Here is a 15,318-nt window from a genome sequence, read left to right on the forward strand (position 1 = left end):
GCCGCCGATACCAGACGTTGACCCGCTTTCTGACCAGACGTCCGCGGTACGCCTCAAACCGGAAACTCGCTGGACGCAGTGTGCCAGACAACCTGAACGGCAGCTTTCGTAAGCTGCGAACTGGTCCTGACGACCCTGAGCAGCCGTAGAGCTCTTGGGAAAGCTGTCGTGCAACGCTTGGCTTTGCGGCGTGCCGAAGCGCAGCGAAGGTGCGTCCGACAATAGCCACTGGTTATACGGATTTATTCAACTCAGTTTCGACAAGCCGCGCTGACTCCATAGGCGATTGAGCAATATCACGGCCACAGATTCGTAAACTCCTAATACCTATTTTTTTGAGCTTCTCATCAATCGCCTGATCCTTCTTTATCGCCTCTGGCGAATAATGGTGCGCAACTGAGTCACAAAATACAGCCAGCTTTTTTTCCGGGAAGTAGAAGTCAGCGTCAGTTATAGTTTTCAGGCGTTTTCGAGATTTATGGTTTTCCCAAAGCTTATGGAAGCTGGGGACTGTAAATCCATCTTCGCAGATAATAGTTTGCAGCTCTGGGTTCAGGCCGATGGAATCCATTGCATGAATGAGAAACAGCTCAATAGGAGAGTCGCAACCCCATATCTTTCTAGGTTTCAGTTTTTTAAAAGGCTTGAAATACCAGTTATTTCTATATTTCTTATAATCATTCAAGACCTGATTATGGCCTTGCAGCATTGGAATCCCCGGCAAGAGCACTTCGCTATGTTCAAACCTGTCCGAGAGTGCATATATACTGTGCACAAAACCAAGCATGTCTGACTCTATTTTTGAATAATCATGCATCCCTAATATATGTAGACCAAAAGCACCTCTGAACGGATTAAATCCCTTATACAACTTTGGAACCCCACCCATTCGCTCAAGGTCGATACTCTCTATCCATTCCGGTGGAACGGAGGATATTTCGCCACGTTTACTAGCCGGCAATAGAGAAACACAGTACGGTTTGCCGACTAGCTCACCATTGACCTCTCTAAAACCGTAAGCGTTGACGACAACGTAGATAAGCTGAAAATTAACCTGTTCCTCTTTATAGATAGCAATCGACTCTGTAGAGGCATTTACACCTATGACTCCGTTATTTGCCTCCATGTGTCGTTTTTCTAATGGCTGAACCCCGTCAAGCTGGAAAATGTCATAGTTCAAGAATTCACCAATAGTTCCCTCTAGATCAATCCTGACCGGCATAGGCGGTAAGTCCTGATAGAAGGGCAGCCCAGCGAGTTCTTCCGGGCGGTTTTCTATGTTCTTTATTTCCTCGTCCGACACTCAAAACTCCATGCTATGAATCTGTATAACGAATAAAATAAGCCGACAGCCGCAGGCGGGTCGGCTTGAGCGCCGGGTAAGAATAACGAAAAAATCCGTGCACTGAACTTCAATAGTTTACGAATAGTGAGAGGTAGGACAGCACAAGTCAATCCTGGCGGATTCACAACCCCTGCGCGAAGGCCAACGGTGCCACACCGAACGGCAGGTTGCTGAAAGTCCTCCCGGAGTCAGCTAATGGCCGACAGTGTGAACTCGACACGCATCCTGACAGCGGTCGTTCGGGTTGGGACAACACGCGACCCGAATGACTGCTATCTGTGACAAGAACGAACTGGTGCAAGCGGCCAGAAGCAGTCGTCCAGCGCGTGGTCGCGAGCAGCCGGTCCATACCGGGAGCTGACGCTCATTGCCCAGTTGTTGAGCATCCACTTTTGCGACCACACTCATGGCGTCCTAGACGCATCCGTTCCAGCTTGACATGCCTAGTCAACCCAATAGGCTGTGGCTCATCCCGCCTCTATACGTGCAGCACGTGGCATGTAGAACATGACGTTTGTGCCTAGGTGTTGGCATCAGCGTGGAATTAGTCTTCAAGATGGTGCATCCGTAGCAGAATATGCCGGCAAAATATAGAGTATCAAAGCTAGAGGGAGAAACCATGAAAGCAATTGACTACAGACGGCTTCAGTTGGGCGACATTCTGTTGACTACGAGCCAAGGAGCTAGGAGCTGGTCTGTCCGTACCGGTACCAAGAGCGATATCTCTCACGCGATGCTCTACGTGGCGAATAGCTCCGTTATCGACTCGACGTCAGATGGAGTCCACGCTCGCAATTTGCAGAAGGTCTTCTACGAGAATGACTGCGCCATCTACGCACTTCGTCCAATCAAGCCCCTAACTGTCGAGCAAAGGCAAACGATCATCGCCTATGCCCGCTCTGCGATCGGCACGACGTACGCACTTCGTGAGGCCGTGCGCTCAGTGACCAAACCGAAAGGCAGCGGAGGGGTGAAGCAGTTTTGCTCTCGCCTTGTGGCGCGGGCGTATGCAGAGGCAGGCATACAGCTAGTCGACAACCCTGACTTCTGTACGCCAGAACAACTGAAAGGCTCGCCTTGGCTCCAGGAACTCCCTAGCCCCGCGGTTGAGATTTCTGCTGAGGAAATAGCTGAGATCGAGAGCCGCCCCAACCGAGCAGATGGAATGCTTCAAGTCACCAATGCATTCTTGCAACAAGTGAGGTCCTTCGCCCCCAAGGTTGAGTCGATCAACGATGCCCTGGCGCTCCTAGTATCGAACCAGGAGTTTGATGATCAAGTTCACGCAGCATTGAAGTCATCGGGTTACCTCGATTTCTGGCAACGTGAACGGCAAGAGTTCAACTGGCGATACGACCTTGATGCCATGAAGGAGTTGGCGAGCAAGGAGCCCAATCTTCTACCGGATCTCAAAAACTACTGCTTGGATTCGCTTCGCGACATTGACAATGGTGACTTTGATCATTGGGGTCGAAGTCTCCATGCATGGCGGCAGAAAGCACAGAGCTCCCCACTAAAAAGCTTCCTGGCAATGGCCCAATTGCATGAGAACCTCGTTGAAGGAGTGCAACTGCGTCGCTTGGTCGCGGAAAGCTGGTTGGCGAAGTAGATCCATTTGCCAGGTCGATAGCGGTCAGTCAACGCGCCGCCGCTGACTGACCGCTATCGCTGGCGGATTCAATCGGTTGATGCAACACACTGCGACCGACCGCAATGGGTCGGCAACGCCTGTTCATGAGCCGCAATAGCGGACCTCCAGCACTCCCTCGGGCTGCACTGACGGCTGCTCGCCTAAAACCTGTCGTTGGGCAGCCGTCAGCCTAGGAGCTCGGATGACCACTATGTGGCTGTGATCGATAGATCACGATGCAGCAGTGAGCAGCAGCAACCGCTGCACAACAGACATCGGTTAACCAGCCTCGGACGGCTGCAACGAGTTACAGCCGTACAGCAGTCAGAATCCCAGCGCCAACAAAAAAAAGCGCAGGCCAGCCTGCGCTTTTTATTTGATAGCTGCCAGCGCTTGATGATCAAGCACTACAGCCATTTTTCGCTGCAACTCAACGCGCCGTGGTATCCGACATGATCGGGATATAGAAGTCACCGCCCGCCTTGTTGAATTCCTCGGCCTTGGCCTGCATGCCCACGGCAATGCCCTGTTCTTCGGCCACGCCCTGGGCCTTGGCGAAGTCGCGCACTTCCTGAGTGATCTTCATCGAGCAGAACTTGGGTCCGCACATGGAGCAAAAGTGCGCCACCTTGGCGCTGTCCTTGGGCAGGGTCTCGTCGTGGAACTCGCGCGCCGTGTCCGGGTCCAGGCCCAGGTTGAACTGATCTTCCCAGCGGAAGTCGAAGCGCGCCTGGCTCAGTGCATCGTCGCGCGAGCGCGCGCCCGGGTGGCCCTTTGCCACGTCGGCGGCGTGGGCCGCGATCTTGTAGGCGATGATGCCCTGCTTGACGTCGTCGCGGTCGGGCAAGCCCAGGTGCTCCTTGGGCGTCACGTAGCACAGCATGGCGGTGCCGAACCAGCCGATCATGGCCGCGCCGATGGCCGATGCGATGTGGTCGTAGCCGGGCGCGATGTCGATGGTCAGCGGCCCCAGGGTGTAGAACGGCGCCTCGTGGCAGTGCTTGAGCTGCTCGGTCATGTTGGCCTGGATCATGTGCATGGGCACGTGGCCGGGGCCTTCGATCATGGTCTGCACGTCGTGCTTCCAGGCGGTCTGGGTCAGCTCGCCCAGCGTCTTCAGCTCGGCGAACTGGGCCTCGTCGTTGGCGTCGGACGCGCAGCCGGGGCGCAGGCCGTCGCCCAGCGAGAAGCTCACGTCGTACTGCTTCATGATGTCGCAGATGTCTTCGAAGTGCTCGTACAGGAAGCTCTCGCGGTGGTGGGCCATGCACCACTTGGCCATGATGGAGCCGCCGCGCGAGACGATGCCGGTGCGGCGCTGGGCCGTGAGGTGGATGTAGGCCAGCCGCACGCCGGCATGGATGGTGAAGTAGTCCACGCCCTGCTCGGCCTGCTCGACCAGCGTGTCGCGGAAGATCTCCCAGGTCAGGTCCTCGGCGATGCCGCCGACCTTCTCCAGCGCCTGGTAGATCGGCACGGTGCCGATGGGCACGGGCGAGTTGCGGATGATCCAGTCGCGCGTGGTGTGGATGTTCTTGCCGGTGGACAGGTCCATCACGTTGTCGGCGCCCCAGCGGATCGCCCAGACCAGCTTCTCGACTTCCTCCTCGATGCTCGAGGTGACGGCCGAGTTGCCGATGTTGGCGTTGATCTTGACCTTGAAGTTGCGCCCGATGGCCATGGGCTCGATCTCGGGGTGGTTGATGTTGGCCGGGATGATGGCGCGGCCGCGCGCCACTTCGTCGCGCACGAATTCGGGCGTGATGATCTTGGGGATGGCGGCGCCCAGACTGTTGCCGGCCAGGCGGGCCTCGCGGGCCGCGTCCTGCTGGTACTCGGCCATCCATTCGCGGCGGCCGTTCTCGCGCAGCGCCACGTATTCCATCTCGGGCGTGATGATGCCGCGGCGGGCATAGTGCATCTGGGTCACGTTGCCACCCGACTTGGCGCGGCGCGGCTGGCGCTGCAGTGCGGCCGCCTCGGCGCGCAGCTGGGCCACGCGCGTATCTTCCTCACCGCGCTTGCCGCCGTCGTCCAGCGCCACGCGCTGGCGGCCGCTGTAGTACTCGCTGTCGCCGCGCAGCTCGATCCAGGTGCTGCGCACGGTGGGCAGGCCCTGGCGCACGTCGATGGTCACCGAGGGATCTGTGTAGGGGCCCGAAGTGTCGTACACGCTGACCTGCTCGCCGTTGGTGAGCGCGATGTCGCGCACGGGCACGCGCACATTCGGATGCAGGCTGCCGGTCAGGTAGCTCTTGGTGGAAGCCGGAAAGGGCTGGCGCGACTGGGCCAGCAGTTCTGCGAAGCGCGCGGAGTCAGGCGCATTGCCGGCAGCCGGGGTGAAGATGGGATCGGGGGCGTTCATGGCGGTCTCCTCAAGAGCTGTGCGTGGATAAACGCTCCGAGGAATTCGCTGCCCTTGTGCCGAGGCCTTTGGCCTCCCTCACTGCCCGAGGCATGAGCGGCTTGCCGCCGTCATCCTCCCGGCCCGAAACCGCTGGGGGTTTCGCCCTGGATAGCCACGCCCCGGGGTGGCCGTCCATGGCCCCTCCCCGAAGCGCGAGTTGCCTGGGGTGGCACGGCACATGCGGGGGAAAACGGCCTGCGCCCTCTTCTTCCACATGGGCCCTGCTGCAGGGTCCCGCTCTTCTTCCGCCGGTATGAACCGGATCAAGTTCGTCGGGTTCGCCTCATGCAGCGGCTTTCGCCGCCACAGGCATCTCAGTGCTTGCGCACACCCCGGAGCAGCCGCCAGTATAGGCCACGGCCGCGCCGGCCGGCATCGGATGGCGGTGTTGCAACACTTCTGACCTGCGGCGCTTCAATCGAAGCCGCGCAGCACGCACCACTCGGCCGCCGGCGCGCGCGTGGAGCGCCATTGGTTGATGGGCGCCGCGGTGTCCTCGTAGCCGAGCGCGATGCCGAAGGCGATCTGGTAGCCCTCGGGCAGGTCCAGGTGCCTGACCAGCAGGTCGTTGTACATGCGCCAGAAGCCCTGGGCGCAGGTGGCCAGGCCTTTTTCGCAGGCCAGCAGCATCAGCGATTGCAGATAGATGCCCAGATCCACCCACTGCGCATGGCCCATGCGTTCCTCCACGGCCACGAACACGCCCACGGGCGCACCGAACAGCTCGCCGTTCTTGGCGAATTGCGCGAGCCGCGCGGCCTTGTCCTCGCGCGAGATGCCCAGTGAGCGGTACAGGTCCTCCCCATTGGCATAACGGCGCGTGCGGTACGGGTCCCAGAGCTGGGGCGGATAGGACAGGCCGGGACGCGGCCGGGGCTCGGCCACACGCGCCTGCTCGTTGAGTTCTTCGAGCGCGCTGCCGCCCAACGCGGTCACGCGCCAGGGCTGGAGATTGCCGCCGGACGGCGCCTGCGCGGCGCCCTCCAGCAACTCGCGCACCAGAGCCGCGTCCACGGGCCTGGAAAGGAATGCGCGCACCGAGCGGCGCTGCTGCAATGCCTGGCTGACGTCCATTTCGGGTGGTCCTTGCTTACTTGCCCATGATCTGGTCGATCTTGTCCTTCTCGAAGGCCTGGGGCCGTTCGGACTCGCAGGGCACGCAATCGTCCATCTTGCTGCGCGCCGAGAGTTTCTCCAGCGCCTCCCACAGCAGCGCGATCTGCTTTTCATGGCAGGCCGCGCCCTCGGAAAGGCTACGCATGGCCTGGGCCACGGGGTCGACCTCGGCCGTCACGCCGTAGGCGGTGAAGCCCTCGGCCTTGGGCACGGACTGCCCGCTTTCGGCCTTCGCGTGGTCGTGCTCGGTCACATCGGCGCTGTGGCCGTTCTTGCTGGGGATGATGCGCGCGGGAATGCCCACGGCCGTCGCACCTTCGGGCACGGGCTTGATGACCACGGCATTGCTGCCGATCTTGGCGTTGTCGCCCACCTCGAAGCCGCCCAGCACCTTGGCGCCGGCGCTGACCACCACGTTCTTGCCCAGCGTGGGATGGCGCTTGGCGCCCTTGTACAGCGAGGTGCCGCCCAGCGTGACGCCGTGGTAGATGGTGCAGCCGTCGCCGACAACGGCCGTCTCGCCGATCACGACGCCCATGCCGTGGTCGATGAAGACCTGGCGGCCGATGACCGCGCCGGGGTGGATCTCGATGCCGGTCAGCCAGCGGCCCATGTGGGAGATGAAGCGCCCCAGCCATTTGAGGCCGTGCGTCCAGCACCAGTGCGCGGGCCGCTGCAGCCAGATCGCATGCAGCCCCGGATAACAGGTGATGACCTCCCAGGTGCTGCGGGCCGCGGGGTCGCGGTCGAGAATGCACTGGATGTCGGAGCGCAGGCGATCAAGCATCAAATAACAACGTGAGGAAATGTTTAGCTTGTGAAGTCTAGCGGGTTGGCGGCTGGCTCTGCAGCATGGCTTTGGCAACACCGCGAAGAATGTGGATTTCCTCCTGCGTCAGCTGCGCGCGGTTGAAAAGCTGGTTCAGGCGCGGCATGAGCTTCTTGGGCGCGGCCGGATCGAGAAAGCCGATATGCGTGAGCGCCTCCTGCCAGTGGCCCAGCATGCCCTGCACCTGGGCCGCGTCGGCGCGGTGTGCCTCGGGCGTGTGCTCCACCACGGGAAAGCCGCCCAGTGCCTGGCGCCATTCGTAGGCCACGACCTGGATGGCCGCGCCCAGGTTCAGCGAGCCGAACTGCGGATTGGAGGGAATCGACAGCGCCACGTCGCAGCGGTACACGTCGTCGTTGCTCATGCCGAAGCGCTCGCAGCCGAAGAGAAAGGCCACCCCCTTCTGGTTGCAGGCCGCACCGGCCGTGGGCTGGTTATCGGTCGAATCGCCCTCAGCCTCAGGAGTGGAGCGCGTATCCAGCTCCCCTTTGAGGAGCAGATCGAAATGCTCGCGCGGCGTGCGCGTGGGGGGGCCGAAATCGCGCGGCGTCATGGCCGTGGCGCACAGGTGGCTGACGCCGTCCAGGGCCTCGTCCAGCGTCTCCACCACGCGGGCATTGCCCAGCACATCGAGGGCGCCGCTGGCGCGCTGTATGGTTTCCTCCTTGCGCAGCACGTTGCCGTAGCGCGGGCGCACCAGCACCATGTCGTCAAAGCCCATGGTCTTGAGCGCGCGCGCCGCAGCGCCCACATTGCCGGCGTGGCTGGTTTCAATCAGTACGAATCGGGTTTTCATCAAAGTAGGAATCGAGGCAGGGCCGCTGCGGCCCTCGGGCAGAATGGCGCCTAGCAAAAAAACGGCCTGCCGGGCAAGCCTTTTGTGCGACGCTCATGGGCATGCGGCCAGCGCAGCAGAAAAATCGCACTCTGGCTACAATTGCGCCCTATTGTCGCCGCCCCGCATCGCCGGTGGTGGCGTTTCCCGCTCTTACCCGCGTAGTACGGCCCGCCTTTGCCGCGGGCTGCCCCGCCAACGCCCTCACAATTTATGTCGTCCAACCTGCACCCCATGCTCAACGTGGCCATCAAGGCTGCACGCGCCGCTGGCGCCCTTATCAACCGTGCCGCACTCGATGTGGAATCGGTGCGCGTTGCGCAAAAGCAGGTGAACGACTTTGTGACCGAGGTGGACCAGGCTTCCGAGCGCGTCATCATCGAGACGCTGCTGGGCGCCTATCCCCAGCACGCCATCCTGGCCGAGGAATCGGGCAGCGAGCATGGCTCCCGGAACTCCGACTACGTCTGGATCATCGATCCGCTGGACGGCACCACCAACTTCATCCACGGCTTCCCCGTGTACTGCGTGAGCATTGCGCTGGCCTACAAGGGCAAGATCGAGCACGCCGTGGTGTACGACCCCTCGCGCAACGACCTGTTCACGGCCACGCGCGGCCGCGGCGCCTTCCTCAACGAGCGCCGCATCCGCGTCTCCAAGCGCACCCAGCTCAAGGACTGCCTGATCTCCACGGGCTTCCCCTTCCGCCGCGGCGACAACTTCAAGCAGTACATGCAGATGCTGGGCGACGTGATGCAGCGCACCGCCGGCGTGCGCCGCCCCGGCGCCGCGGCGCTGGACCTGGCCTATGTGGCTGCCGGCTTTGCCGACGGCTTCTTCGAGTCCGGCCTGTCGATCTGGGACGTGGCCGCCGGCTCGCTGCTGGTGACCGAGGCCGGGGGCCTGGTGGGCAATTTCACGGGCGAAGCCGACTTCCTGGAACAGAAGGAATGCCTGGCCGCCAATCCGCGCATCTACGGTGCCCTGATTCCCGTGATCGGCAAGTACAGCAAATTCGCCAGTGCCGGCGAAAAGGCCGAGGTGCGCCAGTCCCTGGACGCCGCTGCCGAACCCGCTGAAGCCGAAGGCCCGGACGGCGACGCCGAATAAGGACAAGGTCGCCCACGGCCGCCCAGCCCAGTCCCCCGGACTGGGCTTTTTTGTTGCGGCAGCGCACCGCCATCTCCACACAATCCGCAAAAACCCCGGCAAGAATTGCGCTCTTGCCGCCCCGGGCGCCGCCGCTGTTTTTGCCGCCGGACCGTCCCAGGGCAAAAGCGTCCCGTCGGGGGCCGCACAGGGACTGCGGCTGCACGCCAGCGCGCAAGCATGGCGGGCCATTCTTGAGATACGCGACAGGTATGGGGTTCATGACCGATTTCTTCAGCCAGCATTGGGCTTCGGCCATTCACTGGATTTCCACGCACGCGGTGATTCCCGTGGTTTCCGCGCTGGACATCGCGCAGGCCGCAGGCGATCCGCGCGAGATCGCCGAGGCGATGCTGATCGCGGCGCTGCAGCTGCTACTGATCGCCGGCGTGATGCGCCCGCTGGAGAGCCTGATGCCGGCCGAGCGCTGGGCCGACCGCCGCCACACCACGGTGGACCGCCACTACACCCTGCTCATGCTGCTGGGGCTGTTTCCGTTGTTCAGTTTCCTGGTGCTCATGCCCTTTGCCCATCTGCTCGGCGGTGGGCCGTCCACCGAGGAAGCCAGCGGCCTCAAGGCCTGGTTTCCCTGGTTCGAGCAGCATCCCTATGTGCTGTTTGCCGTGTACTACGTGGTCTACGACTGCGTGTACTACTGGATGCACCGCGCCCAGCACGCCATTCCCTGGTGGTGGGCCATGCACAGCATGCACCACAGCCAGCGCCAGATGAGCTGCTGGAGCAACGACCGCAGCAACTACCTGGACGGCATGCTGCAATCGTTCATCCTCGCCACCGTGGGCCTGGCAATGGGCGTGGAGCCCTCGGAGTTCGCGCTGCTGGGCCTGCTCAGCGAACTGGTGCAGAACTTCTCGCATGCCAACGTGGCACTGCGCCTGGGCTGGCTGGGCTGGCTCGGCGAGCGCCTGCTGGTGGGACCGCGCTTTCACCGCAACCACCACATGCTGCGCGACCCCGACCGGCCCGAGCGCCACAACTGCAACTTCGGCCAGGTGCTGCCCTGGTGGGACCAGCTGTTCGGCACCGCGCTCTACCATGGCGAGGAACTGCGCCCCACGGGCGTGAGCGACCCCGAGGTGGATGCCGACAACGAACGCGGCCTGATCGGCATGCAGTGGTACACGCTGCGCCGCTTCTGGGGCGCATTTACCTGCCGCGCGGGCTGGCGCCTGGGCGATGTGTCGTTCGGGCCCGGCTACCGGCCCATCCACGACGAGGACCCCGTCCAGCCCGTGCCCTCTCCCGCGGGATCGCGCCCCGAACTGCAATAGGGCCGTGAGCCGAAGCGTTCAGGGTTCCAGGTGGGGGCGCATCAGCGCCTCGAACCATTCGATGAATACCGCCAGCCGCCGCGAACGCTGGTGGCGATGCGGATACAGCAGCGCCACGGGCATGGGCGCGCAGCGGCAGGCCGGCATGACTTCGACGAGGCGGCCCGCATCGAGCAGATGCTGCACGTCGTAGCGCGGGATCTGGATCAGCCCCAGCCCGGCCTCGCAGCAGGCGATATAGCTTTCGGCATTGTTGACCACTACGCGGCTCGGCAGGGCCTGCGTCTGCTCGCCCTCGGGTCCGCGGCCCTGCTCCACATAGCTCCAGGGCAGTTCGCGCCCCGTATGCGGCGATGCATAGCCCACGCTCCAGTGGCCATGCGCCAGATCGGCAGGTGCATCGGGGCGGCCATGCTCGCGCAGATAAGCGGGGCTTGCGCAGTTGATCAGCGCGATGCGGCCCAGCGGGCGCACGACCAGACTGCTGTCCTGCAAAGCGCCTATGCGCACCACGCAGTCCACGCCCTCCTGGACCAGGTCCACCGCCCGGTCGCTGGAGCCCAGCACCAGCCGCAGCGCCGGATGCGCACGCAGCAGGCCCGGCAATGCGGGAGCCAGCAGGCGGCGCGCAATGCGGCTGGGCACATCCACGCGCAGCCGGCCCGCGGCCTGGCGCACGCGCGCATGGAACATCTGCTCCATGTCCTCGGCCTCGGCCAGCAGGGCGCGCGCCCGCGCCAGCAGCAGCGCGCCGTCGGCCGTCAGGCTGACCTGGCGCGTGGTCCGGTGCAGCAGCCGTGCGCCGACCTGGGCCTCCAGCTGCTGCACGGCCGCCGATACGGTGGCGCGCGGCAGCTCCAGCGCATGGGCCGCCTTGATGAAGCTGCCCATCTCTGCCACCTGCACGAAGATGCGATACCGGTCGATTCTGTCCATGGCAATGCAGCATAACCGGCACCGGTCCGCTGCAGCACGTTCCTACTTGGTGGTGTAGCCGCCATTGATCAGGATCGTCTGCCCGGTGATCCACCAGCCGTCGCTGACCAGGTGGCGGATGAAAGGCACCACGTCCTCGATGTGCGTGAGGCCCGAGGGCGAGAACGGCGACAGCGCCGCAGCCGTCCGGTGGTAGGCCACGGCATCCGCGCCTTCCTGGCCGTAGAAGAACGGCGTGTCCATGGGGCCCGGCCCCACGGCCGTGACCGAAATGCCGCGCGCGCCGAACTCCTTGGCCGCCGCGCGCGTGAAATGCTCGACCGGGGCCTTGGTGCCCGCATACGAGGAATAGAACGGCGTGAACGCGCCCAGCAGCGAGGTCACCAGCGTCACGATCTTGCCGTTGTCGTTCACATGCCTGCCGGCTTCCTTGAGAAAGAAGAAGGCCGTCTTGCTGTTGACGGCTGTCATCTCGTCGTACTCGGCCTCGGAAATCTCCACCAGCGGCTTCTTGAGCACCTTGCCCACGGTGTTGATGGCGATATCTGGCCGGCCCACGGCCGCCACGGCGTCGGCAAACAGCTTCTCGACCGCGGCCGCGCTTGTCAGGTCGCCCTGCAGCGCCACGGCCTTCGCACCGGCAGCCTGCACGGCGGCCACCGTGGCCTCGGCATCGGCCCGGGAGGACGCACTGTTGTAGTGGATGGCTATGGCCTTAGCGCCCTGGGCCGCCAGATCGCGGGCAACCAGCCCGCCCAGGTTCTTGGCGCCGCCGGCAATCAGTACGACCTTGTCGCGGATGGAATGGTCTGCCATGGATGCTCCTTGCATGTCGATGGGAACTGTTGAAGACGGCTCCCAGCTTAGGCAGATGGGCACCGGCGATAAACCGCCGGTGCCGGGATGGATCATCCAGCAAGCGCGAACAATCCCGCCCTCAAGGCTGGCCCGGAGGCCTGCCGCTGTCGTACATGTAGCGGCGCGACCAGGGAATCTGCTGCGCGCTGCGCCCGGCCTTGCGGCACAGGACCTGGAAGATGGACACATCGTCGTTCTCGAACGCATGGGCGCAGCCGGCCAGGTACACGCGCCAGATGCGGAGCCTCTGCTCATCCACCAGCGCGCGGATCTGCTGCGCATGCGACTCGAAATTCCCGGACCAGATCGACAGCGTGCGCACATAGTGCCGGCGCAGGTTTTCCACGTCCAGCACTTCCAGGCCGCCGCGCTGCATGCATTCCAGAGCCAGGCTGATATGCGGCAGCTCGCCGTCGGGAAACACATAGCGGTCGATGAAATCGCCGCCTTCCGGCACGACTGCGCCGCTGTCCGCATCGGTGAGGGTGATGCCGTGGTTGAGCGCCATGCCGTCGTCGGCCAGCAGGTCATGCATGCGCGAGAAATACAGCGGCAGGTGCTCGCGCCCCACATGCTCAAACATGCCGACGCTGGTGATGCGGTCGAACTGTCCCGGCACGTCGCGGTAGTCCTGCAGGCGGATCTCGACGCGGTCCTGCAGGCCCGCGGCCTTCACGCGCTCGGTCGCCAGCTCGAACTGGTTGCGCGACAGCGTCACGCCCACGCACTGTGCGCCGAAGCGGCTGGCCGCGCGCAGCACCAGCGCCCCCCAGCCGCAGCCTATGTCCAGCAGGCGCTGACCGGGTTGCAGCCGGATCTTGGTCAGGATGTGGTCGATCTTCTTGCGCTGGGCGATTGCCAGGTCCTCGTCGCCGTTCTCGAAATAGGCACAGGAATACACCATGCTCTCGTCGAGCCAGAGCTTGTAGAAGTCGTTGGAGACGTCGTAGTGGTACTGGATGGCCTTGCGGTCGCTGGCCTTGCTGTGGCTCCAATGCCGCGCCACGCGCGCCAGCCGGCCCGCGGCCCCGCCCGTTCCCGCTGCCGAGCTGCGCGCCAGCGCATAGCTGACGTGGATGATGTCGGCCAGGCTCCCGTCGATGTCGAGCAGGCCCTTGACGTAGGCTTCGCCGAGGTGGTCCAGGCTGGGGGCCAGCAGCATGGGCAGCGCGGTCGCACTGCGGACCTTGATCGTAACCCGGGGCGCGGCGAACTCGCCGAAGTCGAGCTGCAGCCCGTTCCACAACACCAGCCGGGCCGGCACATTGGTCTGCGCCCTCACCTGCTGCGCCCATTGCGCAAGCTTTTTCTCCCAGAACATCCGGAACCTCCTTGATGCCAAGCCCCCCCCGATTCATTCAAGTCTTGCACCCGCCTGTGACGGAACCGCGTCAATGTGCAGGACGCACCAGTCCCAGGCGACGGTTGACCTTGTCCAGGTTGGCCTCGTGGGCCCGCAGCATCTCGGCCAAGCCTTCGCGTATGGACGCATCGTCCACCATGGGCAGCAGCTCGCGCAGCTTCTTGACCACCCAGCCCTGGCCGCGGTTCAGAAAGGCCAGGCGCTCGTCCAGCTTCTCGAAGGCCATGGCCTTGTCGTAGAAATCGCCGGTGCGCGAGCTGGGCGTGCCCTGCAGGCTGCGGATGGCGCGCATCAGCATGGCGCACCACTGGACCTCGTCGCGGTGCACGGCCTCGATCAGTTCGCGCATCTCACCGTCCTGCGCCTGGGCGGCGCTGCGCAGCGTCACGCGCGCGCCGGCGCGTTCGGCCTCCAGCAGCTCGTCCAGCCGCGCGATGACGGGCGCATGGCGGTCGCGCTCCACATCGGCCGCATAGCAGACCGGCGAGGCCACTTCCACCGGCTCGCCTTCCAGCAGCCGCCAGTGCCGGGCCGCCTCGGCCACGATGCGCGACACGCATTCGCCCGCTGGCTCGACCGAGGTGATGCGGTCCACCCCTTTGCCCGCATACAGGGCCATGGCTTCAAAGTTGCCGGTCATGGAGCGCAGCGGCGAATCGGTGCTGAACAGATAGATGGGCCGCCCCTCTTCCTCGCCGATCACGGTGCGCCCGGCCGCGCAAGGATCGCCGCGCTCGCAGCGCGTCACGCTGTTGGCCAGCACCCGCACGGCCGCATGCGGCGGCCAGTTGATGTGGAAATCCTCGGTCAGCACCGTGTCCCCCGCACGGGCCTGCACCACGCGCTGCTTGTGGTAGTCGTGCGCAAAGGACTCCTGCGTGGCCAGCAGGGCCGTGCCCAGCACGGCAGCCTGCGCTCCCTGGGCCAGCACGCGCGCCACATCGCGCCCGTCGGCCAGGCCGCCCGCCGCCGCCACGGGCACGCCGGCCACCGACAGCACCTGGGGCAGCAGCTGCGCCAGCGGCAGGCGCCCGCGCACATGGCCGCCGGCTTCCACGCCCTGGGCAATCAATGCCTGGGCTCCCGCCTCCTGCGCCAGCAGCGCCTCGCCCGCCGAGCCGACCTGGTGGACGACCACGGTGCCTGCCTCGCGCAGCCGGGCGATCACCGCATGATGCACATCCCAGAACAGCCCCACCACCGGCACCCGCAGCGCAATGCACAGCGCCACCTGCTCATGCAACAGCTGCGGATCGGTGGCCGCGGGAATCAGGTTCACGCCGAAGGGCCGGTCCGTGCGCCGACGCACGTGCTCCACCTCGGTGCGGATCAGCGCCAGCGGCTCGCGCACCATGCCCAGAAAGCCGAAGCCACCGGCCTCGGTCACCGCGGCCACCAGTTCCGCGCGCGAAACACCGCCCATGCCCGCCAGCAGCACGGGATGGCGGCAGCCCAGCAGCTCGCACAGCGCCGTGCGCGGCAAGGGTGAAGCTTGTGGTGAAGATCGGTGCATGGACGGGCTCCTGCGGAAAAAACGGAGACAGCCCCATGATGGACC

Annotated in this window: 13 protein-coding genes and 1 riboswitch; of the genes, 4 read left to right on the plus strand and 9 right to left on the minus strand. The window is 63.9% G+C overall.

Translation table 11 applies throughout. From position 1 onward, the window contains the following. Window positions 1-232 precede the first annotated feature (232 nt). Entirely contained in the window at window positions 233-1,303 is a 1,071-nt protein-coding gene (locus tag Cte04_RS10560; protein ID WP_083526607.1) for a putative endonuclease domain-containing protein, read from the minus strand. A gap of 661 nt (window positions 1,304-1,964) precedes the next feature. Here Cte04_RS10560 and Cte04_RS10565 point away from each other — a divergent pair. Together Cte04_RS10565 and Cte04_RS10570 are read left to right on the plus strand one after the other, a co-directional pair. After that, the gene (locus Cte04_RS10565; protein ID WP_066476409.1) at window positions 1,965-2,954 is read left to right on the plus strand and encodes a YiiX/YebB-like N1pC/P60 family cysteine hydrolase; all 990 of its coding nucleotides are present in this window, start codon (window positions 1,965-1,967) and stop codon (window positions 2,952-2,954) included. Window positions 2,955-3,188: 234 nt separating this feature from the next. After that, window positions 3,189-3,431 (plus strand): hypothetical protein, encoded by a 243-nt coding sequence (locus Cte04_RS10570; protein ID WP_157081938.1) that lies wholly within the window; start codon window positions 3,189-3,191, stop codon window positions 3,429-3,431. On the opposite strand, the gene thiC is transcribed toward Cte04_RS10570, so the two are convergent. The 4 genes from thiC to Cte04_RS10590 all read right to left on the minus strand — a co-directional run bounded on the left by thiC (window position 3,406) and on the right by Cte04_RS10590 (window position 8,123). After that, window positions 3,406-5,340 carry a phosphomethylpyrimidine synthase ThiC gene (gene thiC / locus Cte04_RS10575; RefSeq protein ID WP_066476412.1) on the minus strand — a complete coding sequence of 645 codons (1,935 nt, stop codon included), beginning with the start codon at window positions 5,338-5,340 and terminating at the stop codon, window positions 3,406-3,408. The two genes, Cte04_RS10570 and thiC, sit on opposite strands and share 26 nt — an antisense overlap. Before the next feature lie 265 nt (window positions 5,341-5,605). Next, a riboswitch (TPP riboswitch) is annotated at window positions 5,606-5,727 on the minus strand. A 69-nt stretch (window positions 5,728-5,796) separates the two neighbouring features. Beyond that, window positions 5,797-6,456 carry a nitroreductase gene (locus Cte04_RS10580; protein ID WP_066476413.1) on the minus strand — a complete coding sequence of 220 codons (660 nt, stop codon included), beginning with the start codon at window positions 6,454-6,456 and terminating at the stop codon, window positions 5,797-5,799. A gap of 16 nt (window positions 6,457-6,472) precedes the next feature. Then, a complete protein-coding gene (cysE, locus tag Cte04_RS10585; protein WP_066476415.1) occupies window positions 6,473-7,285 on the minus strand; it encodes a serine O-acetyltransferase in 813 nt (270 codons plus the stop codon). Between the two features lie 37 nt (window positions 7,286-7,322). Continuing rightward, the gene (locus tag Cte04_RS10590) at window positions 7,323-8,123 is read right to left on the minus strand and encodes an RNA methyltransferase (RefSeq protein ID WP_066476417.1); all 801 of its coding nucleotides are present in this window, start codon (window positions 8,121-8,123) and stop codon (window positions 7,323-7,325) included. 252 nt (window positions 8,124-8,375) lie between these two features. Between Cte04_RS10590 and Cte04_RS10595 the strand changes: the two genes are divergently transcribed. Further along, the gene (locus Cte04_RS10595; RefSeq protein WP_066476422.1) at window positions 8,376-9,272 is read left to right on the plus strand and encodes an inositol monophosphatase family protein; all 897 of its coding nucleotides are present in this window, start codon (window positions 8,376-8,378) and stop codon (window positions 9,270-9,272) included. Window positions 9,273-9,532: 260 nt separating this feature from the next. Further along, on the plus strand, window positions 9,533-10,603 hold the full coding sequence (locus Cte04_RS10600; protein ID WP_066477056.1) for a sterol desaturase family protein: 1,071 nt from the start codon (window positions 9,533-9,535) through the stop codon (window positions 10,601-10,603). Window positions 10,604-10,621: 18 nt separating this feature from the next. On the opposite strand, the gene Cte04_RS10605 is transcribed toward Cte04_RS10600, so the two are convergent. The 4 genes from Cte04_RS10605 to Cte04_RS10620 form a co-directional block, all read right to left on the minus strand. Then, the gene (locus Cte04_RS10605) at window positions 10,622-11,539 is read right to left on the minus strand and encodes a LysR family transcriptional regulator (RefSeq protein WP_066476424.1); all 918 of its coding nucleotides are present in this window, start codon (window positions 11,537-11,539) and stop codon (window positions 10,622-10,624) included. 42 nt (window positions 11,540-11,581) lie between these two features. Beyond that, a complete protein-coding gene (locus Cte04_RS10610; protein ID WP_066476426.1) occupies window positions 11,582-12,355 on the minus strand; it encodes an SDR family oxidoreductase in 774 nt (257 codons plus the stop codon). Window positions 12,356-12,476: 121 nt separating this feature from the next. Then, a complete protein-coding gene (locus Cte04_RS10615; protein WP_066476428.1) occupies window positions 12,477-13,718 on the minus strand; it encodes a class I SAM-dependent methyltransferase in 1,242 nt (413 codons plus the stop codon). Window positions 13,719-13,788: 70 nt separating this feature from the next. After that, complete coding sequence (locus Cte04_RS10620; protein WP_066476431.1) at window positions 13,789-15,273, minus strand: nitronate monooxygenase; 1,485 nt, start codon at window positions 15,271-15,273, stop codon at window positions 13,789-13,791. Window positions 15,274-15,318 lie beyond the last annotated feature (45 nt).

The organism is Comamonas terrae (assembly GCF_001544075.1).
Taxonomy (GTDB): domain Bacteria; phylum Pseudomonadota; class Gammaproteobacteria; order Burkholderiales; family Burkholderiaceae_C; genus Comamonas; species Comamonas terrae.

Coding starts and splice junctions, on each gene's coding strand:
- Cte04_RS10565 (WP_066476409.1), top strand. CDS start 1,965: ATGAAAGCAATTGACTACAGACGGCTTCAGTTGGGCGACATTCTGTTG.
- thiC (WP_066476412.1), bottom strand. CDS start 5,340: ATGAACGCCCCCGATCCCATCTTCACCCCGGCTGCCGGCAATGCGCCT.
- Cte04_RS10580 (WP_066476413.1), bottom strand. CDS start 6,456: ATGGACGTCAGCCAGGCATTGCAGCAGCGCCGCTCGGTGCGCGCATTC.
- cysE (WP_066476415.1), bottom strand. CDS start 7,285: ATGCTTGATCGCCTGCGCTCCGACATCCAGTGCATTCTCGACCGCGAC.
- Cte04_RS10590 (WP_066476417.1), bottom strand. CDS start 8,123: ATGAAAACCCGATTCGTACTGATTGAAACCAGCCACGCCGGCAATGTG.
- Cte04_RS10595 (WP_066476422.1), top strand. CDS start 8,376: ATGTCGTCCAACCTGCACCCCATGCTCAACGTGGCCATCAAGGCTGCA.
- Cte04_RS10600 (WP_066477056.1), top strand. CDS start 9,533: ATGACCGATTTCTTCAGCCAGCATTGGGCTTCGGCCATTCACTGGATT.
- Cte04_RS10605 (WP_066476424.1), bottom strand. CDS start 11,539: ATGGACAGAATCGACCGGTATCGCATCTTCGTGCAGGTGGCAGAGATG.
- Cte04_RS10610 (WP_066476426.1), bottom strand. CDS start 12,355: ATGGCAGACCATTCCATCCGCGACAAGGTCGTACTGATTGCCGGCGGC.
- Cte04_RS10615 (WP_066476428.1), bottom strand. CDS start 13,718: ATGTTCTGGGAGAAAAAGCTTGCGCAATGGGCGCAGCAGGTGAGGGCG.
- Cte04_RS10620 (WP_066476431.1), bottom strand. CDS start 15,273: ATGCACCGATCTTCACCACAAGCTTCACCCTTGCCGCGCACGGCGCTG.